General features: G+C 62.8%; 25 protein-coding genes and 2 pseudogenes. 9 read left to right on the forward strand and 18 right to left on the reverse strand.

The window, feature by feature from the left end; genetic code table 11:
- Nucleotides 1-216: 216 nt before the first annotated feature.
- A complete protein-coding gene (locus GR328_RS03185; RefSeq protein ID WP_160883091.1) occupies nucleotides 217-1,254 on the forward strand; it encodes a LysR family transcriptional regulator in 1,038 nt (345 codons plus the stop codon).
- Here the strand turns inward: GR328_RS03185 and GR328_RS27110 are convergent.
- From GR328_RS27110 to GR328_RS03195, 3 genes and pseudogenes are all read right to left on the reverse strand, one after another.
- Nucleotides 1,222-1,431 (reverse strand): annotated as a pseudogene (locus GR328_RS27110) (IS630 family transposase); the annotation flags it as partial. The gene GR328_RS03185 and the pseudogene GR328_RS27110 overlap by 33 nt on opposite strands.
- A 213-nt stretch (nucleotides 1,432-1,644) precedes the next feature.
- Complete coding sequence (locus GR328_RS03190; RefSeq protein WP_205789712.1) at nucleotides 1,645-2,910, reverse strand: MFS transporter; 1,266 nt, start codon at nucleotides 2,908-2,910, stop codon at nucleotides 1,645-1,647.
- A 138-nt stretch (nucleotides 2,911-3,048) separates the two neighbouring features.
- A complete protein-coding gene (locus GR328_RS03195) occupies nucleotides 3,049-3,885 on the reverse strand; it encodes a nitrilase-related carbon-nitrogen hydrolase (protein WP_205789713.1) in 837 nt (278 codons plus the stop codon).
- 151 nt (nucleotides 3,886-4,036) lie between these two features.
- Between GR328_RS03195 and GR328_RS03200 the strand changes: the two genes are divergently transcribed.
- The gene (locus GR328_RS03200) at nucleotides 4,037-4,969 is read left to right on the forward strand and encodes a LysR family transcriptional regulator (RefSeq protein ID WP_160883093.1); all 933 of its coding nucleotides are present in this window, start codon (nucleotides 4,037-4,039) and stop codon (nucleotides 4,967-4,969) included.
- Nucleotides 4,970-5,030: 61 nt separating this feature from the next.
- On the opposite strand, the gene GR328_RS03205 is transcribed toward GR328_RS03200, so the two are convergent.
- The 3 genes from GR328_RS03205 to GR328_RS03215 form a co-directional block, all read right to left on the reverse strand.
- Nucleotides 5,031-5,276 (reverse strand): hypothetical protein, encoded by a 246-nt coding sequence (locus tag GR328_RS03205; RefSeq protein WP_160883094.1) that lies wholly within the window; start codon nucleotides 5,274-5,276, stop codon nucleotides 5,031-5,033.
- A gap of 24 nt (nucleotides 5,277-5,300) precedes the next feature.
- Nucleotides 5,301-5,591, reverse strand: a complete 291-nt coding sequence (locus tag GR328_RS03210) for an MFS transporter (RefSeq protein ID WP_160883095.1) — start codon at nucleotides 5,589-5,591, stop codon at nucleotides 5,301-5,303.
- 62 nt (nucleotides 5,592-5,653) lie between these two features.
- On the reverse strand, nucleotides 5,654-6,355 hold the full coding sequence (locus GR328_RS03215) for an IS6 family transposase (RefSeq protein WP_160883096.1): 702 nt from the start codon (nucleotides 6,353-6,355) through the stop codon (nucleotides 5,654-5,656).
- A 74-nt stretch (nucleotides 6,356-6,429) separates the two neighbouring features.
- Between GR328_RS03215 and GR328_RS03220 the strand changes: the two are divergent.
- Nucleotides 6,430-6,714 (forward strand): annotated as a pseudogene (locus tag GR328_RS03220) (sigma factor-like helix-turn-helix DNA-binding protein); the annotation flags it as partial.
- A 149-nt stretch (nucleotides 6,715-6,863) separates the two neighbouring features.
- A complete protein-coding gene (locus tag GR328_RS03225; protein ID WP_160883098.1) occupies nucleotides 6,864-7,091 on the forward strand; it encodes a hypothetical protein in 228 nt (75 codons plus the stop codon).
- 299 nt (nucleotides 7,092-7,390) lie between these two features.
- On the opposite strand, the gene GR328_RS03230 is transcribed toward GR328_RS03225, so the two are convergent.
- Entirely contained in the window at nucleotides 7,391-8,260 is an 870-nt protein-coding gene (locus GR328_RS03230; RefSeq protein ID WP_160883099.1) for a hemerythrin domain-containing protein, read from the reverse strand.
- A 257-nt stretch (nucleotides 8,261-8,517) separates the two neighbouring features.
- On the opposite strand from GR328_RS03230, the gene GR328_RS03235 reads away from it, so the two are divergent.
- Nucleotides 8,518-9,573 (forward strand): TerC family protein, encoded by a 1,056-nt coding sequence (locus GR328_RS03235; protein WP_160883100.1) that lies wholly within the window; start codon nucleotides 8,518-8,520, stop codon nucleotides 9,571-9,573.
- Between the two features lie 162 nt (nucleotides 9,574-9,735).
- On the opposite strand, the gene GR328_RS26620 is transcribed toward GR328_RS03235, so the two are convergent.
- The 9 genes from GR328_RS26620 to GR328_RS03275 all read right to left on the reverse strand — a co-directional run bounded on the left by GR328_RS26620 (nucleotide 9,736) and on the right by GR328_RS03275 (nucleotide 14,464).
- Nucleotides 9,736-10,257 carry a hypothetical protein gene (locus GR328_RS26620; protein ID WP_170304102.1) on the reverse strand — a complete coding sequence of 174 codons (522 nt, stop codon included), beginning with the start codon at nucleotides 10,255-10,257 and terminating at the stop codon, nucleotides 9,736-9,738.
- 48 nt (nucleotides 10,258-10,305) lie between these two features.
- A complete protein-coding gene (locus GR328_RS03240; protein WP_160883101.1) occupies nucleotides 10,306-10,644 on the reverse strand; it encodes a hypothetical protein in 339 nt (112 codons plus the stop codon).
- 14 nt (nucleotides 10,645-10,658) lie between these two features.
- Nucleotides 10,659-10,967 carry a hypothetical protein gene (locus GR328_RS03245; RefSeq protein WP_160883102.1) on the reverse strand — a complete coding sequence of 103 codons (309 nt, stop codon included), beginning with the start codon at nucleotides 10,965-10,967 and terminating at the stop codon, nucleotides 10,659-10,661.
- Between the two features lie 80 nt (nucleotides 10,968-11,047).
- The gene (locus GR328_RS03250; protein WP_160883103.1) at nucleotides 11,048-11,506 is read right to left on the reverse strand and encodes an Hsp20 family protein; all 459 of its coding nucleotides are present in this window, start codon (nucleotides 11,504-11,506) and stop codon (nucleotides 11,048-11,050) included.
- A gap of 129 nt (nucleotides 11,507-11,635) precedes the next feature.
- Nucleotides 11,636-12,055: a hypothetical protein gene (locus GR328_RS28160; protein ID WP_343039266.1), complete on the reverse strand. Its 420-nt coding sequence runs from the start codon at nucleotides 12,053-12,055 to the stop codon at nucleotides 11,636-11,638.
- Nucleotides 12,056-12,145: 90 nt separating this feature from the next.
- Nucleotides 12,146-12,316, reverse strand: coding sequence for a hypothetical protein (locus GR328_RS03260; protein ID WP_160883104.1), 171 nt, complete (start codon nucleotides 12,314-12,316; stop codon nucleotides 12,146-12,148).
- Between the two features lie 101 nt (nucleotides 12,317-12,417).
- Nucleotides 12,418-12,861: a ribosome hibernation-promoting factor, HPF/YfiA family gene (gene hpf / locus GR328_RS03265; RefSeq protein ID WP_160883105.1), complete on the reverse strand. Its 444-nt coding sequence runs from the start codon at nucleotides 12,859-12,861 to the stop codon at nucleotides 12,418-12,420.
- A 246-nt stretch (nucleotides 12,862-13,107) separates the two neighbouring features.
- The gene (locus GR328_RS03270) at nucleotides 13,108-13,251 is read right to left on the reverse strand and encodes a hypothetical protein (RefSeq protein WP_160883106.1); all 144 of its coding nucleotides are present in this window, start codon (nucleotides 13,249-13,251) and stop codon (nucleotides 13,108-13,110) included.
- Nucleotides 13,252-13,456: 205 nt separating this feature from the next.
- Nucleotides 13,457-14,464 carry a zinc-dependent alcohol dehydrogenase family protein gene (locus GR328_RS03275; protein WP_160883107.1) on the reverse strand — a complete coding sequence of 336 codons (1,008 nt, stop codon included), beginning with the start codon at nucleotides 14,462-14,464 and terminating at the stop codon, nucleotides 13,457-13,459.
- Nucleotides 14,465-14,780: 316 nt separating this feature from the next.
- Between GR328_RS03275 and GR328_RS03280 the strand changes: the two genes are divergently transcribed.
- Nucleotides 14,781-15,515 (forward strand): type 1 glutamine amidotransferase domain-containing protein, encoded by a 735-nt coding sequence (locus tag GR328_RS03280; protein ID WP_160883108.1) that lies wholly within the window; start codon nucleotides 14,781-14,783, stop codon nucleotides 15,513-15,515.
- A 33-nt stretch (nucleotides 15,516-15,548) separates the two neighbouring features.
- On the forward strand, nucleotides 15,549-16,181 hold the full coding sequence (locus GR328_RS03285; RefSeq protein WP_160883109.1) for a Rossmann-fold NAD(P)-binding domain-containing protein: 633 nt from the start codon (nucleotides 15,549-15,551) through the stop codon (nucleotides 16,179-16,181).
- A gap of 274 nt (nucleotides 16,182-16,455) precedes the next feature.
- Here GR328_RS03285 and GR328_RS03290 read toward each other — a convergent pair whose 3' ends face one another.
- A complete protein-coding gene (locus tag GR328_RS03290) occupies nucleotides 16,456-17,553 on the reverse strand; it encodes a patatin-like phospholipase family protein (protein WP_160883110.1) in 1,098 nt (365 codons plus the stop codon).
- 350 nt (nucleotides 17,554-17,903) lie between these two features.
- Nucleotides 17,904-19,280: a DUF2254 domain-containing protein gene (locus GR328_RS03295; protein WP_160883111.1), complete on the reverse strand. Its 1,377-nt coding sequence runs from the start codon at nucleotides 19,278-19,280 to the stop codon at nucleotides 17,904-17,906.
- A 423-nt stretch (nucleotides 19,281-19,703) separates the two neighbouring features.
- On the opposite strand from GR328_RS03295, the gene GR328_RS03300 reads away from it, so the two are divergent.
- Nucleotides 19,704-20,288: a hypothetical protein gene (locus GR328_RS03300; protein ID WP_160883112.1), complete on the forward strand. Its 585-nt coding sequence runs from the start codon at nucleotides 19,704-19,706 to the stop codon at nucleotides 20,286-20,288.
- An 18-nt stretch (nucleotides 20,289-20,306) separates the two neighbouring features.
- The gene (locus tag GR328_RS03305) at nucleotides 20,307-20,756 is read left to right on the forward strand and encodes a DUF421 domain-containing protein (RefSeq protein ID WP_160883113.1); all 450 of its coding nucleotides are present in this window, start codon (nucleotides 20,307-20,309) and stop codon (nucleotides 20,754-20,756) included.
- Nucleotides 20,757-20,866: the final 110 nt, after the last annotated feature.

Here is a 20,866-nt window from a genome sequence, read left to right on the forward strand (position 1 = left end):
TATTATTAATATTTCTAATGGTGCATTCATGCATCCGTTAATATTATCAGTGACTGATCAGTTAGATCTATCTCCGAAGGAGAGCCTTGTTTATACACTCCGCTATGGGGAACATGCCTGTCCCGCCGTGGATAGGCCTGGGAGAAAGCTTCAATCGATCAACAAGGCTCATATGCGGAGCTTATAAGGCCAACAGCACTCCGTGAGAGGCAGCAGATGACTCAAAGCGATGGGCAACAGGATCGTGAGCAATTCGTGGAGTTTTCGGCGCTTGCTGTATTTGTCTCAATAACAGAAGCAGGGACATTAACAGCAGCGGCTAAAAAGCTTGGCCTTACGCAGTCAGCAGTTTCACAAGTTCTCAAGCAGATCGAAACAACCCTTGGCGTTGTGCTGATAGATAGGTCTACACGGCCGTTTCGGGTGACTCCAGCAGGCCTCCGCTTCAAGGCGTATGCTATCAATATGTTATTGGAGGCACGTAAGATCTCCGCCGTAGTTCGCGAGAGTGCCCAAACGGCGCTGCCTAAGATACGCCTTGGCCTCATTGACAGCTTCGCTTCGACCTTTGGCCCGCAAATCGTAAAGCGTCTTCATAGTCGGGCTGAGCACCTTACTATTTGGGCCGGTTATAATGCAGCGCTGCGGGATGCTCTCTTGGGGCGCCGGCTCGATCTCATTGTTACAACTGATCCCCTGGCATCCGAAGAAGGCTTGGAGTGTCACGAGCTGTTTAGAGATCCTTTCATCCTGATCATCCCGGCAGAGTATGAGGACCTTACCGTAGATGGCCTTAGGGGGCTTTCAGATCGCTTGCCGTTGATACGCTACAGCCGTCGCTCGTCACTTGGCGTCCAGGTTGATGTTCATCTCCGTCGGCTCGGGCTTGAGCCTCCGGATCGTTTCGAGTTCGACTCCTCGGATACTCTGCTGAGCATGGTGTCCGCTGGCTTTGGATGGGCGCTGACCACGACATTGTGTCTTCTGCAGGCCCGTCATGCTCTTGGCCGATCGCAGATTGTTCCGCTGCCTGGGGCTGGCGTCTCCCGTCGGTTCAACGTGATCGCCCGGAGAGGCGAACATGGCGATATGCCTCGCCAGGTTGCCGAAATATGCCGCGAGGTTTTCCGAGAAACGGTGCTCTCTGAGATGCAGCTCATAGCTCCCTGGATAGGGAAGGATACTTACACCGTCGACTCGGTAACTCAGGCTCCACTTTCGTCACGAGGTCCACTGCCAGTGGATGGAATCTAATACCTGGTCCCATCGTTTGATGATCTCACCGAGGTCGACCGTCCAGGTGAAAGGCTTCGAATGCGCATTGGCTTCAGCGACGGAGCGGTTGAGGGCTTTTTGAAGATCGACTACCGAACGGAAGGCGCCGCATTTGAGCCTGTAGCGGGTGAGTTTGGCGAGGAAGCCTTCAATGGCGGTGTGCCACCCGCTTGAGAGAGCCGACCTCCAGAACAATGACAAGCCCTGGACGCTTACGGCGTCCAGGGCGTTTCATGGATTGCCGCAGGGCCCGTGGAGATTCCTCCCCAAGTCAAACCGCGACCCCTGCGTCTGAAAGGAAGGCGGCGCGACTGGTGCCGTGCCGCTGTCCGACCTTTGTGGAGGCCCGTCCGACGATCTGCCGACTGATTATTTGGCTGCAACGTCTTCAGGGTGGATGAGGGATTTCCTGTATGTCTCGGGGATCCGCGAGACCACCAAAAGAACTGCCACCGAAAGGACGGCCATGTAGATCGCAGGTGCAATCTTGCTTCCCGACTGGAGGATAAGCCAGGTTCCAAGAAACGGTGCCGTGCCACCGAAGATGGTATAGGCAAGGTTGTAGCTGATCGCGGACGCGCTGAAGCGGGTCCGGGTCGGGAAGAGCTCCAGGAGAGCAATGCCAACAGGGCCCCAGAACAGGCCACAGCCAATAGCAAGTAAGCTTTGACCAATGATTGCTGTGAGAAGGCTTCCGCTGGCGGCCAGCAGATAGGCAGGGATACAGACTGCTGCATTGATGATCAGGCCGATCAACAGGATCGGTTTGCGCCCGAACCTGTCAGAGAGGTGACCGCCGACGATCATCATCACGAACGCGGTAAAGAGGGCAATGCTGTTTGAGACCAAGGCCGCATTGCTGTTGAGACCAACTGTGGCCGTCAGATAGCTCACGAAGTATCCCGCTAGCGTGTAGAAGCCCAGGCTGGAGAAGGCTGCAAGAGCAAAACTGAAGCCCATCTGCTGCTTCTGGTCCCGGACGGCCTCAAGCATGGGGTTGGCCGCAACACGCTTGGCCGCCTGGGTCGCCTTGAACGCGGGCGATTCCTCCACTTTGTCCCGGATATAGAGCCCAACCAGGGCCAGCGGACCGCCAATCAGGAAGGGAATGCGCCATCCCCAGGAGGCGTAGGCCTCGCCGCTCAGGACGTTCGTCAGGAACAGCACGAGCAAGGCGGCAACAATCGGCGGCAGGTTGGCGAACGAATAGGTGAAGGCCACATACAACCCGCGCCTGTCGGACGGTGCATGCTCGGCGACGAAGGAGTTTGATCCAACGGTCTCGCCGGCGGCCGAGATGCCCTGGATCAAACGACAGATCACCAGAAGGATCGGCGCGAGGATGCCGATCTGGGAGTATGTGGGCAACAGACCGATGCAGACCGTTGCCGCGCCCATCATAAGGATGACAAGCGATAGGACGCGCCGTCGGCCGATCCGATCGCCGAGGGGGCCGAACACGAAGCCGCCGAGCGGCCGCATCACGAAGCCCACGGCGTAGATTGCAAAGGTCGAAAGGAGGGCGGCCGTCGGATCGGAGTTCGGGAAGAACAGCTTCGCAATGATGGCAGCCGAATAGGCATAGACGACGAAGTCGTACCACTCGACGAACTGGCCGATGGCCGCAGAGCTCAAGACACGCCGTAGGACAGTCCTCTCATCCGTATGTGACGCGGCTCGGCCGCTAATCGAGCTTGCTTGAAGTGTCATGATCTTCCTCCGTGGGTTGGGCCGGTTTCCTACCGGCGCTTATTCTGCGGGAACCGATTGGGATCACTCGCCAGCAGTCACGACATACCGGCGGTGGGTCAGGCAGGGCAGGACGCGTCGCACATCGGCCAAACGCTCCTTACTGAGCCTTGCGATGGCCAGTCCTTCGCCACCGGCGACCGTTGCGGTAGCGACCCCGTTCGGATCAATCACCATGCTGAGGCCGACCGATGCGGGAGCGGGCTGGCAGGAAGCCGCGACGAAGCATGTGTTCTCGATCGCACGCGCCTTCAGGAGCGTTTCCCAGTGAAACTCCTTGAGCGGTCCCGCGACCCAGCCCGACGCGACGAGCAGCACATCCGCGCCCTTATCGACAAGCAGGCGGGACATCTCTGGGAAGCGGATATCGTAGCAGTTCAGGAGGCCAAACCGGAAACCCTGAAGATCGAAGGTGACCAACTCGCCGAAATCCGGCTGGAGGCGGGCGCGCTCGTTCTTATCCGACTCGCGATAGTGAAACGCGTCATACAGGTGGAGCTTTTGGTAGAGGCCGAGAACGGCACCGTCAGGCCCAGAGGCGATCATGACATTGCGAGCCAAGGAGCCCTCACCCCGGCCATACATTCCCGCGACCACTGCAATGCCGAGTCGCCCGGCAAGTGCCTTGACACCGGCTTCGAAGGCGTCCGCATGCTGATGGGCAGCATCGGCAATCTCTTCGGCGGAAGCGGTAAAATCGTACATGACCGCCTCGGGGAACACGACGATCGCTGCACCCTCAGCCGCGGCTCGAGCGCTGAGCCGTTCCATGGCCTGAAGGTTGAACGCGACGTCCTTAGTGCCGGCAAGCTGAGCCACAGCTACGGTGAGTTCCACGCGCTTTTCACCTGGTCCTGACACGAATGGCGATCCTTCAACGGTTTGGATTGAGTTCTGACGCGACCGCGGTGAGATACCGAATCTCACGACTACGGTGTTCCGCGATTTGACAGTAGCTTCTCTCCGGAGTCTAAGATTAATTGGGCACCAACTAATGCCGAGGAGGCATCAATTGAACCGCACGCCTGACCTTGTGCGCCTGCGCTACTTCCTTGCTGTGGCAAACGCGTCGAGCTTTCGGGGAGCATCGGAAGCGCTCAACATTGCGCAACCCGCAGTCAGTCGGGCCGTCCAAATGCTCGAGGGCGAGTTGGGGTTCAAGTTGTTGGAGCGAACGACGCGGCGGGTCACCTTGACAGAGGCAGGCGCTATCCTGGCGCGGGATGTCGAGGATGCGATGCAATTAATCAGCCAGTCGGTCCGGACGGCCCGGCAAGTCGCATCGGGCGAAGCCGGCGAATTGGTCATAGCCTACTCGGCCCAGGCCGCCCATGGACCCATGGCGGACCTTATTGTCCGCTTTCGGACAAAGTTCCCTCAAGCAAGGGTCAGTCTGTACCAGATGTCCTCGCAAGAGCAGATTCAGGCCATCGAAAGCGGCCGGATCGATGTCGGATTCCTTCTGTCAGCAGCCTGCAAGGGATCCGTTGCTCACATGGCCTTCGCGCAAGAGCGCTTCGTGCTTCTCGTCTCGAAGCGTCATCCCATAGCCCAGCGGTCCGAGATCTCGTTGAACGATCTTGTCGATGTCCCGTTTGTCGTGGGCACCCGGAAGCGGTGGGATACATTTCGATCTCTTATCAGCAGTGCTTGTCTCAGCGCCGGCTTTCTTCCGGCCATCGTCGAAGAGGCCGACGACGTGCCTGTCCTTCTCCAACTCATTGCTCTGGAGAGAGGAGTGACGCTCTACGGCTCGGCCATTATCCCCACGCTTCCACCCGACATCACAGCCCTCCCCTTGTGCGATACCGATGCATGTTTCGGGGTGAGTATCGCATGGAGCAATCGATCACAAACTCCCCTCATCCGTGAATTTGTTTCATTTGTTGAGCAGTCTCGACCACAACGTCCCACAGAGCCAAAGGAAAGTTCTGCCGAACGGTGATACTCCCAGATGGCCTCTGGGTGTTCACCAGTCGGCAGCTCGCCCCAATCTGTGCTTCCTCTCAAGCCACGGCACTGGCCGCTGCCGCACCTTGCGTCCGCCGGGTGGTAACAGCAGCAATGCCGACGATGGCTGCAATCAGCAGCATTCCGGTTTCGGCGAGGAAAGCCGCCGTGTAGCCGTGGGTCAACGCCTCCCCGACCCTCGCCACAACGCTTGCGTCGTTGCCGGCGGGACCTTCTTGCAGGATTGTTGCGGCTCCGGGCCGCCGCGTATTGGCCGCCGAGAGCGAGATGGTTGTCAGCACCACCAGTCCGAGCGTGGCTCCGATCTACTGCGCCATGTTGACGAGCGCCGACGCCACGCCGGCCCGCTCTTCGGCAATGCCGTGAACAGCCGTGAGCGTCATCGTCACGGCAGCCATTCTCAGGCCGAATGAGGTGACGAAAGGCGCGGGCAGGACGTGCGCGGCATACGAGGATTCCACCGAGAGCGTCGCGAGCCGCTCGACCAGCTCGGAGCTAATGCCCGCCCCGAGGGTGATGCCGGCGCTGAAGGGCAGCGAGGCCACGCCCGTCCCAAGCGGGCTGAACAGCAGGACCTGCCCGAGGTAGAGCGTCAACAGGGTGTTGTCACGTTAACCGCCGCCAAGCGCATTAAGGCCGATTGGGTCGCCGGACGGGCTCAAGCAGCAATGTTAGCCGCAGACATCCATTCCGCCATGGCAATGAGGCGGTGCAGACGCGTGGCAGGGGCGGAGCGGCTGGAGTGGGATGGAACGAAGAGATTGCGGACGGCCGAGAAGACAATGACGAACCGTTGCAGGTATCTGGGCGATCGAAAGCCTTGCATCGCCCGCTCGCGTCGACGGAACGGCAGATGTGAATCCTCCGCCCGATTGTTGAGCCCCTTGTGCGAGCGGTGCTCGACGTCTGGCATGACCTGACGCCGGGCGGCCGCATAGGAGCCGAGCTTGTCGGTGATCATCCGTCGTGGAAGGCAGCCCTGCTTCTTCAACAGGCGCCTTAGCAAGCGCTTGGCTGCCGCGGTGTTGCGGCGCGTCTGCACGACCTCATCAAGGACGTATCCGTCCTGGTCAACAGCTCGCCACAGCCAGTGTTTCTGGCCGGCAATGGTGACCACGACCTCGTCGAGATGCCAAATGTCGCGGCGGCTCGGCGTCTTACGCCTGAGGCGGCGGGCGTAAGCTGGCCCGAACTTCAGCGCCCACCGGCGGACCGTCTCGTAAGAAACGACAATGCCGCGCTCCAGCAACATTTCCTCCACGAGCCGCAGGCTCAGTGGGAACCGGAAGTACAGCCAAACTGCATGAGCAATAATCTCAGATGGGAAGCGATGGCGTTTGTAGCTGACGGGTTTGCTCATGCCGGACCATCTACACCGCTCGATCTCATCTCCGGGTTAACGTGACAACGCCGGCGGCCGGGCTGATGATCTGTCCCGAACAGCAGTCGCATCTCGAGTTTGAGGATTTCTGGCATGCGCTCGGAGCGCTCGCACCGCTGCATCGCGAGGCCTTGATCCTGGTCGGTGCCCAGGGGCTTTCCTATGAGGAAGCGGCCGGCGTGTGTGGCGTCGCCATCGGAACGATCAAGAGTCGGGTCAACTGGGCTCGCACCCACCTCATGGCATTGCTGCAGATCGAAGCCAGCCACGAGTTCGGGCCGGACGACATCCTCAAGGCTGTGGTCGGCCTCGACCGACCTAATGCCGGGAGCGATTAGCTCGGGCGCCGCAGGCGAGGTGATACCTCAGGTCGGGACTGGCTTCCGATGGGAGAAATCTGGGCCATCGTCCCTGCAGGTTGTATAACTCCCTCGCGAATGCGTGCTGTTGTCGAGAGACCCATCTGACAGTTGATGGAGCATTGTGCATGAAGAGAGCCCGTACGCTTTACAGCAGCCCGAACGGCGACCGCTGGTATCTCATCCGCGACACCTCGGGGGAGATCTTCATCCGGCACGAGGCCAACGTGGCCTCCGGAGGTCACGTGGCGCATATCGATCTCGGCACGTTTCTCAGCTCCGGGAAGGGGCCCGAGCATCAGGAACTGCTCCGATTGATCGGAACACTGGTCGATGAGCATCCCGTTCGCTCGTGAATGCGCATTGGGAGCGGGCAGGCTCGAGCCAAGCGCGGTTCCGAAGGCATGGAACTGGCGCTCCAGAGGCCTGGTGGCCTGCATGGATGTCCTGGTAACGCCTCACGCGCGTGCGAGGATTTCTCCGTTCTCCTGAGAGGCAGTTGGCGCGCACCGAGGACGCCTTCGGACTCAGCTGCCGATCTGGGCACTGCCAGTGACCTTCTTCAAGGTGAAACAACCAGGCGAAGGCTACCATGGCCCGAGGAGCCGGACCATGATCCTCCAGCCGCGAATTGATCACGGAAGGTGTTGCGTGATCAGCGTTGCGCCTGCTCGCGGCCGCGGGTGGTGATCGCTACGATGCGCTCGCGCACGGGGCCCTGATGACGGGTGGAGCGCACGAGCCCCTTCCGCTCCAGGTCGGCCACGACGGCATAGGTGGTTCCGATGGGCAGACGCAGGCGGGACGAGACATCCTGGACTGACGTGCGCGTGCGCTGCGCGACGTCCTTCAACACCTCGGCCCCGTACTGCCTCCGTCTCCGTCCAGTGCGGCTCATGAGGCCTCCGAGACGGCCGAGCACCGGGGCTCGGGACAGGAGAAGTTGCGTCGGGGTCCGGTCCGTGAGCCCTCTCAATGCGCCACCGCGCCAGGCCGCAAAGGCGAGCGCGCCCGCCGCGGCTCCAACGAGGGCTCCCAGGAGCAGGCCCGACGAGGGCACATCCCAGCCGCCCTGCCGCGCCCGCAGCGCCTCGATGTTCTCCTCCACGTATTCGTGGCGGAGTTCGCGGAACTCCTCCTCGTCCAGGATCTCACGTGCGAGCGGCAGAAGCTCGTGCTCCTCGCGATGGAAATGCCCCTCGATCAAAGCCGCCAGATCGCGGAACCGTTGGGTCCAATCCTGGGTGCCTTTGTCGCGCACACGGGCGAGCTCGCCAAGCCGGCGTTCGATCTCCTCATGCTCATGTTCCAGTTCGTCGACAAGGTGTTCGGCGCGGTCATGGTCCTCCAGCGCGTCGTAGAGGCTTTCTTCCTCGGCCTCGAAGTGACGCCGGAGCTCGGTGTCGAGATCTCTGAACAGGCGTTCCCGGCTTCGGACGCCGCCGTCCGGAAAGGCCCGGGGGATCTCCCCGCACAGGTCGGCGATGTTGGCGTGGTCATTCGCAATCAGCTGCCAAAGGTCCATAGCGTCACTCCTTTGATCGAAAGCACGTAGTAACGGGAGCGAAACAGGAGCAGTTCCGGTCGGTCGCCACGCCCAGGGGCCGGTCTCGGAGTTGTTTTGCACGTCCCACTTCTCCGAGATGGCCCTCTCTTCACCCGCCGTCGCAACGGCTTTGACACGGCGTGCTGCACCCTCCTCCATCGATAAACCGAGAAGGGCCTGCGAAGTTTATGGGTCAGTCCACCGTTGCGTTCTTCATGGCTGAAGGATGACCGACGATGGGAGGTGACATCTGGTTATGGGTGGCATTCGCAGTTCTCGTGGTGGGGCTCCTCGTGCTCGACCTCGGTGTCCTGCACCGGGAGGCGCGTGCCATTGGTGTCGGGGAGGCCCTGTGGCTGAGCCTGGGCTACATCATCCTCGCTCCCCTATTCGCCGCCGGGGTGTACTGGTTCCTCGGCCGGCAGGCTGGCGTCGAGTTCCTCACCGGCTACTTCATCGAGAAGTCCCTCTCCATCGACAACATCTTCGTCTTCGTCCTGATTTTCTCCAACTTCGGCGTTCCAGCCGCCTACCAGCAACGGGTTCTTTTCTGGGGCGTGCTCGGCGCGCTGGCGTTGCGCGCCGTCCTGGTCTTCGCCGGCGTTCAACTCCTGCATGCGTTCGCCTGGATGACGCTGGTCTTCGGCGCGTTCCTGATCATCACCGGGATCCGGATGCTGTTCGCGGCAGAGGGCAAGCCCGATCTCCAGAACAACGCGGTCCTCAAGCTTCTTCGCCGCCGGTTGCCGGTCACGGAGGACTACGAAGGGACGCACTTTCTGGTCCGGCGCGACGGCGCGCTGTACGTGACGCCGCTGTTCCTGGTGCTGGTGATGGTCGAGTTCACCGACCTGGTGTTCGCCGTCGACTCCATCCCGGCGATCCTGGCGATCACGCAGGACCCGTTCATCGTCTACACGTCCAATGTGATGGCCATCCTCGGGCTGCGGGCGCTTTACTTCGCGCTCGCTGGAATCGCGAAGCGGTTCGTCTACCTCAAATATGCGCTGTCGCTGATCCTCGTGCTGGTCGGCGTCAAGATGACGGTCAACCATCTCTATGGCGGCAAGATCATTCCCACCGAGGTGACGCTGCTGGCCACCGCCGTCCTGATCGTCGGGGCGATCGGGTTATCGTTGCTCCGGACACGCACGCCAAAGCCGGGAGAGGAGGTCAGGATGCCCACCGGCTGGGTGCCGGGCAGCCGCTCACAACCGAACCGGGCACAAACACTCTATCTGGCATCGAACGGTACTGCAGGGTCGAAGGGTCAGGTTACGGAACACCGATGAGCTATCTCTCCCGGAGCGGCCGTTCATCCAGAGCTTAATTGGATAGCGCTCCTGGTGACTTCGAGCCACAGGACAGGTAGGGCCGCTGGTCAGGGAGCGGCATGCTCCTCTGACACAGCCAGCGGAGAGGCGCTGCCAGGCACTGCTGACTTCCACCTTGCCTTAGGCAGCAAGAGCCGTCTCATCCCAGTGGTAAGGGACGATGAAGGCCGCAGGCGCCGCCGGGTCGGGGCTCCGCCCCATGCCGACCAGCCGCAGGGCCGCCTTGACCTCGTCCAGCCTAGAGGGCTCGCCTTCCGGCATGCCCTCGGTATGGGCGAGATCAAGCAGATGCTCGTCCCAGGCCCAGCGCCCCAGGATCTCGCGCTTGCAATCGATCGTCAGAAGTGGATGGCGCACGACATCATGAGGGGAACCGAACACGCAGGCCGGATTGACGAAGGCTCGGTCGAGATCCGGCAGGAGTGGCGGATCGTGTCGGCTGGAGCGGTCGCGCAGCCATGATGCCCATGGCACGACCTCCGCAGGGCCTGTGCCTGCCGCCTGCTTGGCGATCTGTGGAGGCGCGGTATCGGCCAGGCTGTCGGAATCCCCATTCCTACCCGTCTTGGTCCAAGGCTGGCCAGCGATCAGGAAAGCGGGGGACAGTTGGCTGTATGCGGTTTCAATCGTCTGATGCTCCATGGCACTCCTCTAGGTGCACGTCAGGTGGTGATCATTTCTCGATGGCATTCAGTTGGCAGGGAACGGCCCGAGCCAGAGACGCAGCCCGAGGCTTACGGTGAACAAGAGGGCCCCCTCGTCCCAGGCAGTCAGGTGCGATGCCAACGGATGATCCCCCCGCAAGGCCGCAAGGCCGATCGAGGCGATCCCGGCCAGGAACAGCAGACCGGCGAACGCGAAGGGCATCAGGTGGAGTGGCGCGAGGGCGGCAAAGCACAGGCAGAACGCCACCGCCATGCAGCAGCGTTCCAGCCCCTCCCGGTTGATCTCCTGCGGGCGGCGGCGATCCTCGTGAGGATCAAGCCAGTCCGGCAGGCGCGGCCAGCCGCGTGGGTCGAGCGTGGTCATGGCACCCTCCCTCCCTAGTGGAGCGCGCCTCTGTCGAGCGCCTGCAGGGCGTCGAGGATGTCGTCTAGCGCCACGAGGGCGCCGGTTTCAGGCAGCCTGCGCCAGTTCGGCAGGTTCTCCACGGCGCAGGCATCCGAGGCCCAGCCGGCGAGGATCGCCCGCTTGTCGCTGATGTCCAAGGCAGGATGCGCCAGAACCTCCTGTGGGTCTCTGAACGAAACGGCTCTTGGGGCAAGGGCGCCGTCGCGTTCACGGGCGTTCAATGCAAGGGACGATGCGGACGGATCACGGGCAGGTTTCAAGTCAACGGTCGCTTGGTCCATGGTTTCCTTCCTCTACTGAGCAAAGGGCTGGCTTGGGCAGCCGCCGGCCCCGCCCAAGCCCGACTGCACTGCTTGCGGGTTCACGCCGCTTTTTCGTGCTCAATGGTCTTCGCGCCGCCGGTCGCGATCTTGATGCGGTGCGGCTTGAACTCCTCCGGCACCTCGCGCACAAGGTCGATCGTCAGCAGGCCATTTTCCAAGGCCGCCCCCTTCACCTTCACGTAGTCCGCCAGGCTGAAGGTCTGCTTGAAGTTGCGGGTGGCGATGCCGCGATGCAGGAACTGGACATTCACCTGCTCCGGATGCTTCTGCCCGGCCACCAGCAGCGTGTTTTCCTTTTGGGTGATCTCGATGTCATCGGGCGAGAAGCCCGCCACCGCCATGGTGATGCGGTACTGCTCGTCGCCCGTCTTCTCGACGTTGTAAGGCGGCCAATGGGACGAGGCGTCCTGCCGGGCCGTCTGGTCGATCAGATCGAACAACCGGTCGAAGCCGACCGTCGAACGGTATAGGGGCGAAAGGTCGAAAGCCGTTCTCATAGCTACATCCTCCCAGGAGCAACGTAACCACAAGAGCGCCGGACACCCGCCGGCGCCCGAGATACCAAGCCCATCAAGAGCCTTGGGTGATGTGATGTAGGGAGAGGCCTTTCCGGTTTTCAAGGGCGCTCAGTTTGCCATCTGAGCGGATTGAGCACTGCCGTCCTGAGCGAGCCTCCACGACGGCCCATCCGCGCTGTCCGAACGCAATCCCGGAATCGGACTGAACGCCGTGAACAGATAGAAGCCGTTGAGGCGAACCCCGATCCGGGCCGCCTCCCGGTCGAAGCCCAGGGGCATCGGGCCGGCCTCATCCATCTCACCGGCAGCCTGCCACCGGTCCGACCGCAGGAAAGCTGGTGCAGGCTGGCCCTTGGGCACGGCGCAGTAAAGCCCCGGCTCGTGCCGTCTCCGGAACAGGTTGTAGCGGGTCCGGGAGGCGGCTAAAGCCGTTGACCCGCTTCGGGACTCAGCGTGCGGATTGGCTTGGTCGACCTGGATCGGGCAGGTATGCGTCAAAACCTCATCAGGGACAAAGGTGCCATGCATCTTGGTCTCCGTGACTCCTATCCATCTTCCATCTGGGTTGAACCGGAAAATGACACTCCGGTCTGTGGCCGATCCGGCGATCCGGGCCCGTCAGGTCCAGCCCGCCGATCGCCTGATCCGCGCGGCGGCCTCTTCGGCTGGGATGCCATCCGTGTACCAGTCGAGCAGCGTCAGGTTCAGATCCCCCTGAACCAGTTGGGCCGCCTCATCGGGCAAATGCGCTGCGACCTGTTGCAGATAGTGCGAGAAGCCCTGCGCCACCCACAATCTCCTGACGATCCTGATTGTCGCGACGGGAGGACCCGGTGCAGGTCTGCTCCCGTCGGGCTAATTCAATCGAACTGGCTACTTGGTTGTTTGGACTACTCCGCAGCCACGCGATAGGCGCTGCCGTGATCGGTCCTCACCGGCATGCCCGGAGCGCCCCGCTCCAGGCGACGGCGAGACCGCGTCGATCCAAGCCAATCCAGATGCTTGTCGACCCGCTTGGCCTTGTCCTCGCGCAACTCGCGCTTGGCCCGCCGCAGTTGCTTGGCGACCTTCTCAAGGGCGAGCCTGAACGCGGCATAGATATCGGTGCTCTGGGCCTCGCCGCTCATCATCTTGAGCGCGCCCATCTGGACGTTGACCGTGCACCGGTACATCGGGCCCTCGCGGTTGAAGTACACGGTCGCGGTGTTCAGACGCCCGAAATATTTGCCCGCCATCTGCAGGATGCAGGTCCGGGCGTAGTCGGGCAACACGTCCCCCAGATCAATGTTTGAGCTTTGTACCAGGATGGTTCGATCCACACCTTGCAGCTTCATTCAGTCCTCCATCGGGTGAAGGTTCGAGTGCGAGACGATTTGGATATGAGAAGGGTTCAGCGGGCCCGCAAGCCTCCGGCGCCGCCATGCAGAGAGCGCCTCATGTTCCTAGCTGCGCCTTGTGGATGGGGCCCTCAGTGGATGTCCTGAGCGTCCGTCGAGGCAGAGCGGGGAAGAAGCCATTGGTGAGATCTTTGCCGCTCTGCCACACGGTGGGGCGCTGCTTGGTCGCCCCACCGCACCGGCTTACTTCTTCAAGCCGGAGCGATTGCTTGCCGCAGACGACGGGCCCCCCTGCCCTTCCTTGCGAAACGGCAGCTTGCCGGCCACACGCTTGAGTGCATCCGAGAGGTCGTATTTCAGCTTGTTGGTGATCTCCGACATGGTCATGGCAAAACCTCATGCGGTTCAGCACACTCTCCGTGCCGCCCTCATAACGCAGAGCCCGGCTCTCCGTTTCAAGGATAAGGTTCCTTTCAGCGCATATCGTCGAGCCAGGGCTGGAGAACGTCCATGAAACACTGAGCCACGAGATCTTCGCACGCCATGGCGGAAGCCTTCTGAGACGGTCGAACATGATATGTGCCGAGACGGTTCAGAATGTGAGGCCGATCTTGCCGAAGTGGGCTCCTGATTCCTCATACCGGAACGCATCGGCAATCTCAGGCAGTCCAAAGCTGCGGTCGATCACCGGGCGCAGGCCTGTGGCTTCGATCGCCCGCACGAAGTCAATCTGCTGGCGCCGGTTGCCGACGATCAGCCCCTCGAGCCGGGCCTGCCTGGCCATCAGGGCGCCGGTCGGCACCTCGCCGGCTCGGCCGGTCAGCACGCCGATCAGCGCGATGTGCCCGCCGACCCGCACCGCCGCAATCGACTGCCCCAGCGTGCCCGGTCCGCCCACCTCAATGACGTGATCCACACCGCGCCCGCCGGTCCAGTCCCGCGCCCGGACGCCCCAGTCCTCATGCTGGCGGTAGTTGATGGTGTGGTCGGCTCCCAAGGCTCGAACCCGCTCCAGCTTCTCGTCCGAGGACGAGGTGGCAATGACTGTTGCGCCCATCGCCTTCGCAAGCTGGAGGGCGAAGATCGACACCCCGCCGGTGCCGAGCACCAGCACCACATCGCCAGCCTTGAGCCCGCCATTGACCACCAAGGCGCGCCAGGCGGTCAGTCCGGCTGTCGTGAGCGTGGCCGCCTCGGCATGGCTGAACCCTTTCGGTGCCCGGGTGAACCAGGTCGCCGGCCGTACGACCACCTCACGGGCATAGCCGTCGACCCCGTCGCCCGGCGTGGTCGAGAAGTCGGAGACCGTTGGCGGCCCCTCGAGCCAGCCCGGAAAGAAGCAGGAAACCACCTGATCGCCGGCGTGGAACTCGGTCACGCCCTCGCCCACTGCTTCGACCACGCCGGCACCATCGGACATCGGGATGCGCCCATTTTCTGTCGGCATGCGTCCGCTCACCACGCCGTAGTCGTGGTAGTTGAGCGAGCTCGCATGAACCCGGACCCGGATCTCGCCGGGTCCGGGCGCACCAGGATCCGGCATCTCGATCAGTTCCAGCCGATCGAGGCCGCCGGGGGCATGCAGGACGATTTCTTTCATTGTTCGTCTCCTGATCCTTGTCCGTATGCTCGTCCCGAGCAAAGGAGTGCCGTCTGGATGAGCGGGGCGGCGCCACCTCTTGCTCCACCGTCTGGGATTCCAACTTGCCCGGCTTTCCGTGACGCAGCAACGAGGCGCCAGCGCCTTCCGCGTCAAGTCGCGCAACTTAACGCCTTGAGTCAGGCTGGGGTCCTTGCTGAGACGCCTCAAATCCCCACAAGCTCCATGGGGCGGCTCTCCGAGATTGAGCTTTTCGCCCGAACCCGTACCGAGCGTCTGACGTTGACGGCGTAACGTCTTCATCCCGGAAAAAGACATGCCCGCTCCCAAAGTGCTCGTTGTCGCCACCTCACATGACCAGATGGGCTCCACCGGCCACCGCACCGGCGTCTGGCTCGAAGAGCTTGCCACACCCTACTACGCCCTGCTCGACGGCGGCGCGGAGGTCACGCTCGTCTCGATCAAGGGAGGGGCGATCCCGTGGGATCCCCGCAGCCTTCCAGCGCAAGCCGGTGAAGGACCGGGCGAGAAGCCCGAGGAGCAGCAGGAGGTCCCGGCCTCGGTTCACCGCTTCCTCTCCGACGAGAGGGCCATGGCAACGGCCCGGAACTCCCCTGCCCTCGGCAGCATGGACCCAGGGTCCTTCGACGCGGTGTTTCTGCCGGGCGGGCACGGCCCGATGTGGGATGCGGCCAACGACGAGACGCTGGCCCGCATTGTTGGATCGATGTTCGACCAGGGCAAGGTTGTCGCCGCCGTGTGCCACGGTCCGGCCGGGCTCGTGAAGGCGACGCGACAGGATGGACAACCCATCGTCGATGGCCGCCGGGTGAGCGCCTTCACCAACACCGAGGAGGAGGCGGTGGGACTGACAGCGGTGGTGCCCTTCCTGCTGGAGGACCGACTCAAGGAACTGGGTGGTCGGTTTGAGCGAGGACCGGACTGGCAGCCCTTTGCCGTGCAGGATGGAAACCTAATCACCGGCCAGAACCCGCAATCCTCCGAGCTTGTCGCGCGGCATGTCTTGAGCGCTCTTGAGCAGGCAGGCTGAAGCAGCCGCGCCCAACAAGACGAGCGGCTCGCCATGACAACCCTCATGCTGGTCGGGGCAACAGGCCTGGTCGGCGGGGCGGTCCTGCGGCAGGCGCTGGCAGATGCACGCGTGACCCGGATCGTTGCACCAACCAGACGGGAACTGCCGCCTCACCCGAAGCTCAAAAACCCGCTGGTTGACTTCGAGCACCTGCCGGCTGATGCCGCTTGGTGGGCTGTCGATGGCGTGATCTGCACCTTGGGCACCACAATCCGCAAGGCAGGCTCGCAGGAGACGTTCCGCCGGGTCGATCACGACCATTCGCTGGCTCTGGCGAGGCTCGCCCGGCAACATGGCGCCCGTGCTTTCGCGCTGAACTCAGCGACGGGCGCTGACCCGCGCTCGCGCTTCTTCTACAACCGTGTCAAAGGCGAGGTGGAGGAGGCAATCCGTGGTGTCGGATTCCCGTCCCTGACCCTCGTGCGCCCTGCCCTGATCGGCGGTGAGCGCGGCGAGTTCCGGCCTGCGGAGTTTATGGTTATGCCGCTTCTGCGGCTTGTGGAGCGGCTTCTGCCCCGCCGTTATCGCGTCGTGCCACACCAGCGCCTCGCCACGGCCTTGCTGGAGGCGGCGATCACTGCCCCACCCGGCGAGCGCATCATCGAGTCCGAGGCCATCGTCTGAGGAGGCGCCTGGAAGCAGACCACATGCCCTCACCAGGAGCGGGGCGCCAGACAATGACAGAGGCCTCATCAAGCCTGCGGTGGCCAAGCCAGGTGCGATCACCCCACCTGCCACGGCCGGTTCCTGACAACCTGATCCCGCTGGATTCTGCTGCCGTGTTTAACTTGGATCATGGCCTGCACTCTGCGGATCCAGTATTCCGAAGAGGCTTCAGAGTTGTTCCTCCCTCTGAATCCTTCTCCCTCCCCGTGCTGCGGGCGAGGGATTTTTTTTGTTATGGACGGAGTTCACGCAAGCGCTCTGGCGTAGCGCCAGCTGTCCTTTGGGATGGGGCAGCGTGTGGCAGGTCAGCCGCGGATCGGCTCGTCAGCCACGCATCCGCGGCTCCGCGCCCTTGATCCCGGAGGTGCTGCAAATGCGCCCAGTCGGTGTTCATGAAGCTGAACTCGCTCAGGCCATCGATATGATCTTCGGCAACAACCCGGTGCAGCTTGAGACGCCGCAACTTGCGCCCAAGTCGCGAGTTCTGCATGTCGCCCTCGCGGCAGAGCTGGCTCATCATCGCCAAGGCTTCAATATCCCGCTGCAGCGAGCTGTTGAAGGTGATCTGGTTCAGCCGCTTATGGATCTGCGGCGAGGTGGTCGGCAGTTCAGCATGGCTTGCTGGAATGATCTGCACCACCAAGACCTCCGAGGCCCTTGTGGCGGTCACGAGGGGCATCAGGGGAGGGTTCGCCGCATAGCCGCCGTCCCAATGCGGCTCGCCATCGATCAGCACCGCCTGATGGAGCTGCGGCAGGCAGGCAGAGGCCAGGACGACATCGTGGCTCAGGTCCTTGTTGCGGAAGATCCGCAGAGCTCCGTCCCGGACCCGCGTCGTGCCGAGCAGCAGCCGGACGGGCGGGCCAACACGCACAGCCTCGATGTCAACCTCCGCAGTGAGGATGTCGCGCAAGGGGTTCAGATCGAACGGGTTGAACTGGTACGGAGAGAGGTGCGAGGTCACGTGCGACAGGACGGGGTTGGCCGAGAGGAGACGGCTCTGGCGGCCCGCCTCGCTGATCCTGCGCCAGAACCGCTCAAGGGTAGCGCGCGCTTCGCCCGCACCCCCTTTCGCCAGTCCGGAGGCGAGCAGGACGGCGTTCATGGCGCCAGCACTGGCCCCACTGACGGCATCGAACGTCACGCCTTCCTCAAGGAGCCGGTCGAGCACGCCCCAGGTAAAGGCACCAAAGGCTCCTCCACCCTGCAGCGCGAGCGAGATCCGCTTTGGCTTGGAAACTGCGCTCCTGACGGCGCGTCCTCGAACAACCTGGGGCTTGCCTGTGGGACCGGAGATACCCTGGCCGGCGATGGGATCGAGAAAGTTCATGGTCTGCCTCCATCTCGCCGCAGGTTTTGTTGGTGTTGATCGTCGCGCGGCGGGGCCGTTCGGAATTGTGTGTCCGAACGCAGGAAGGCGAACGTCTGAGACGGCTGGTTGTTGCTGCGATGCAGCATAGGGCTAAGCCGTTGCCGCCATGCGTCCAAGGCATGGAACCACAAAGGACATCCGAGATTGCGTTCAGGATCCTGCCTATTACACCTTGAGTTTCATGCCGGGTCATGCCTGCAGCGGCTGAACCTCGATGGCCGAATGCGACAGCTTGGGCAGGTGGGGCCATCGCTCACCGGGCCCCGACCGGTAGGCGAGATTCGGCCGCCTGACCGCCATCTGGGCCATCATGGTGCAGGCACCGTAGACGGGACTCGGCCGGCCCGCCCCGATCCGCCCATAACCGTGGCCGCGCGATCAAGCGCCTGCTGAACGGTGGCATAGCGCTCCTCGATCCTCTGGCGGTCGAATTCATCCCTGACGCGGGAGCGGGCCGCCTCCATGATCACTCGCGCTTGTTCCGCCAGCGCCTCGTGCTGCACCGGCAGCCGGACATGCTCGCCAACCCGCTCGATGGCCTCCAGCAGGTGCAGGACGATGATGGGCATGCCGGCGCCATTCTGCCGGATCTGGTTGAATCCCGCCTCGATCAGTCCGCCATAGGTCGGCTGGGTGCAGGCGAGACGCAGAGCCCCGTCCCGGCCCCGGAACACGCCCGCCGGCAGGGCCCGGCTCATGAGCTTGCACAGGGAGGCCGAGAGCCGGTCAATGACGGCCACCGCCGTATAGGGATCGTTGACCGCTGCCGACAACGCCCGATCGGCGATCTCGTCGAGATGGCGGAGCGAGAAGTCCGGGTCCTGCACCGGGGTTCTGTGGACCCCGGTGAGGATGGCGTCCTGGATCTCGGCCCTAAGCTCCTTGTTGAGGCGCTCCCCCGGGTACACGGCAAACTCGCGCGAGCCCGGCACGACGTAGTGGCCGGCCCGGAAGTACAGCACGATCAGCGCCTCGGCCTTTTCGGCAATGGCCACGAGCCGCTCGAACTGGATCGCCTGGACATACCCTGGCTCCTGGGAGCCGAAGAACGCCGCCCGTTGCTCGAAGTCGGCGGGAAGCAGCTGCTGGGTGGGCACCTCGGTCGGCCCGGTCGCGTCGAGGGGAGCGAGCTCATCCAGGAGTTCGTCCAGTTCATTCCCTACGCGCTCGATCACGGTCTCCGACACGATGGAGCGTGCCAGAATGTGGAGAAACAGGACCAAGAGCCCAATGCTGAGGATCGTTAGGGCCAGGGCGATGCTGACGCTGGCGTAGGGCAGTTTGCCCGAACCTTCGCGAGAGCCGACGACGGGAAGGACCAGCAGGCAGTACACAATCGTCATCACAAAGGTGCCGAGCACGACCTGCGTCTGAGGATTGGCCATGAAGCTGCGGATCAGGCGCGGCCCGAACTGGCTGGCTGCCAGGGTCAGCACCACCATGGTGATCGAGAACACCAGGGTGGCCATGGTGATCATCGAGGACAGGATCGTCGACAGCACGGTCTCGGCATCGGCCGGTTCCCCGACATAGAGGAACCAGGGTATGCTGGGGCTGGCCGCGGTCATTGACCGCTCGACCCATATCGTGAGCGCCACCAATCCGACAGCGCCGGCCGCCATAAGGCTGGGCACGAACCAGAAGCTGGTGCGCAGAAACTCCCAGAGGGTTCGCAGGCGTTCCATGGCCACCTCTTCGCACCACAACGGTGCTCGACAGAAAGTCTTTGCCGGCCGTTCCGTCTTCAAAAGTCAGGCTCTGTCGATCAGTCCAGATCCCAGGGAGAACGCCATCATGGAGAAGAGGTGTCGGGTTGCGTCCAAACGCCTGCCCACCTCGGCCTTGGTTGAATCCCAGGGGTCCAGCTCCATGTGTTTGGGATCATGTTTGAATCATTGTCGCAGAAACGGTACCTGACCCGCGCCGGGAGCCTGCAAACGGGCTCTTAACCCGGCTGGGGAGGCGGGCCTCATAGGCCCTCCCGGCCGGGCGGAACTGCTCTCCCCCCACACTATGATCGATCCGGTGCCTGTCCGCAGGCCGCGGCTCCTTGCCATTCTTGGCGGGCTCGCCGCTCGGCCTCTATGCGGAAGGCCATGTGAGGTCAGATGGACGACATACGACATGATGAACTGGCCATCACAGCCAGCGACAACCCGCGTGCAAACGCCTCCGACAGCAGCCCGAAGCCGCAGAAGGCCCGCTCGGTCGAGGTCGACGAGGACATGGCCTGGCAACGCCGGACGTGGGCGGTTCAACGGCTCGGCTGGCTGGTCATGGGCGGCCTCGTCCTGATCGCACTCACCGGCGTCTTCGGCCATGGCCCCGTGAGCTGGCAGCAGGCGAGTGACCCGGCGGGCCTGGTTCGCGTGGAGTACGAGCGCTTCGAGCGTCAGTTTTCCGAGCGCACCTTACGGGTCGATATCGCGCCTCAAGCAACCGTTGGCGACGCCCTTATCCTGCGCCTGAACGAGGCATTCCTCGATGCGGCCGAGGTGAAGGGGATCGTGCCCGAGCCACGCGAGGCGAGAAGCGTCGGATCAGATGTCGAGTACGTCTTCCCGGTGGCGCAGCCGGGCCAGCCGGCCACGATCAGGTTCGCGCTGAAGCTGCGGGAGACCGGCTCCCACACGGCCGAGATCGGCCTCGTCGGACGCGAGCCGGCCCGCTTCACTCAGTTCGTCTATCCTTAAGCCCTGGAGCCACAGATCATGGATTCGGTGCTCAGAGCCGCCTTCATCTATTTCTTCCTGCTGATCGTGTTCCGCATCGCCGGACGGCGCACGCTGTCGGAGATGACGACGTTCGACTTCGTCCTCCTGCTGATCATCGGCGAAGCGACCGAGCCGGTGCTGCTCGGCGACGATCCGTCGGTCGTCCATGCAGCCCTCGTGATCATCACGCTGCTGTTCATCAACATCGCGATGTCGCTGATCAAGAGCCGCTCCAAGACCATGGAGAAGCTCATGGACGGCGTGCCGACAATCATCGTCGAGCATGGTCGCCTCATGCAGGAGCGCATGAACACGGCCCGCGTAAGCCGGGACGACGTGATGGAGGCCGCGCGCCGCATGCACGGCATCGAGCGGCTGGAGCAGATCAAGTACGCCATCGTCGAGGTCAGCGGCGGCATCACCATCGTTCCGCAAGCGAGCGCCTAGGTCTGGCACGGCCGGCCTGCCCCCTCTCGACCCTCTGGAAACCTGCCATGAAACCGATGTACCGGATCCTCTACCGGCCACTCCCCCGAGCTTTGCGACGACGACCCCGG

The organism is Microvirga makkahensis, assembly GCF_009830105.1.
GTDB lineage: Bacteria > Pseudomonadota > Alphaproteobacteria > Rhizobiales > Beijerinckiaceae > Microvirga > Microvirga makkahensis.

Bases quoted from the DNA above. Each gene is read 5' to 3' on its own strand.
- GR328_RS03250 (WP_160883103.1), bottom strand. From the start codon at position 11,506: ATGAGAACGGCTTTCGACCTTTCGCCCCTATACCGTTCGACGGTCGGC.
- GR328_RS03295 (WP_160883111.1), bottom strand. From the start codon at position 19,280: ATGGAACGCCTGCGAACCCTCTGGGAGTTTCTGCGCACCAGCTTCTGG.
- GR328_RS03305 (WP_160883113.1), top strand. From the start codon at position 20,307: ATGGATTCGGTGCTCAGAGCCGCCTTCATCTATTTCTTCCTGCTGATC.
- GR328_RS03285 (WP_160883109.1), top strand. From the start codon at position 15,549: ATGACAACCCTCATGCTGGTCGGGGCAACAGGCCTGGTCGGCGGGGCG.
- GR328_RS26620 (WP_170304102.1), bottom strand. From the start codon at position 10,257: ATGGAGCATCAGACGATTGAAACCGCATACAGCCAACTGTCCCCCGCT.
- GR328_RS03300 (WP_160883112.1), top strand. From the start codon at position 19,704: ATGGACGACATACGACATGATGAACTGGCCATCACAGCCAGCGACAAC.
- GR328_RS28160 (WP_343039266.1), bottom strand. From the start codon at position 12,055: ATGCATGGCACCTTTGTCCCTGATGAGGTTTTGACGCATACCTGCCCG.
- GR328_RS03240 (WP_160883101.1), bottom strand. From the start codon at position 10,644: ATGACCACGCTCGACCCACGCGGCTGGCCGCGCCTGCCGGACTGGCTT.
- GR328_RS03230 (WP_160883099.1), bottom strand. From the start codon at position 8,260: ATGGACCTTTGGCAGCTGATTGCGAATGACCACGCCAACATCGCCGAC.
- GR328_RS03185 (WP_160883091.1), top strand. From the start codon at position 217: ATGACTCAAAGCGATGGGCAACAGGATCGTGAGCAATTCGTGGAGTTT.
- GR328_RS03235 (WP_160883100.1), top strand. From the start codon at position 8,518: ATGGGAGGTGACATCTGGTTATGGGTGGCATTCGCAGTTCTCGTGGTG.
- GR328_RS03215 (WP_160883096.1), bottom strand. From the start codon at position 6,355: ATGAGCAAACCCGTCAGCTACAAACGCCATCGCTTCCCATCTGAGATT.
- GR328_RS03270 (WP_160883106.1), bottom strand. From the start codon at position 13,251: ATGACCATGTCGGAGATCACCAACAAGCTGAAATACGACCTCTCGGAT.
- GR328_RS03245 (WP_160883102.1), bottom strand. From the start codon at position 10,967: ATGGACCAAGCGACCGTTGACTTGAAACCTGCCCGTGATCCGTCCGCA.
- hpf (WP_160883105.1), bottom strand. From the start codon at position 12,861: ATGAAGCTGCAAGGTGTGGATCGAACCATCCTGGTACAAAGCTCAAAC.
- GR328_RS03280 (WP_160883108.1), top strand. From the start codon at position 14,781: ATGCCCGCTCCCAAAGTGCTCGTTGTCGCCACCTCACATGACCAGATG.
- GR328_RS03225 (WP_160883098.1), top strand. From the start codon at position 6,864: ATGAAGAGAGCCCGTACGCTTTACAGCAGCCCGAACGGCGACCGCTGG.
- GR328_RS03290 (WP_160883110.1), bottom strand. From the start codon at position 17,553: ATGAACTTTCTCGATCCCATCGCCGGCCAGGGTATCTCCGGTCCCACA.
- GR328_RS03275 (WP_160883107.1), bottom strand. From the start codon at position 14,464: ATGAAAGAAATCGTCCTGCATGCCCCCGGCGGCCTCGATCGGCTGGAA.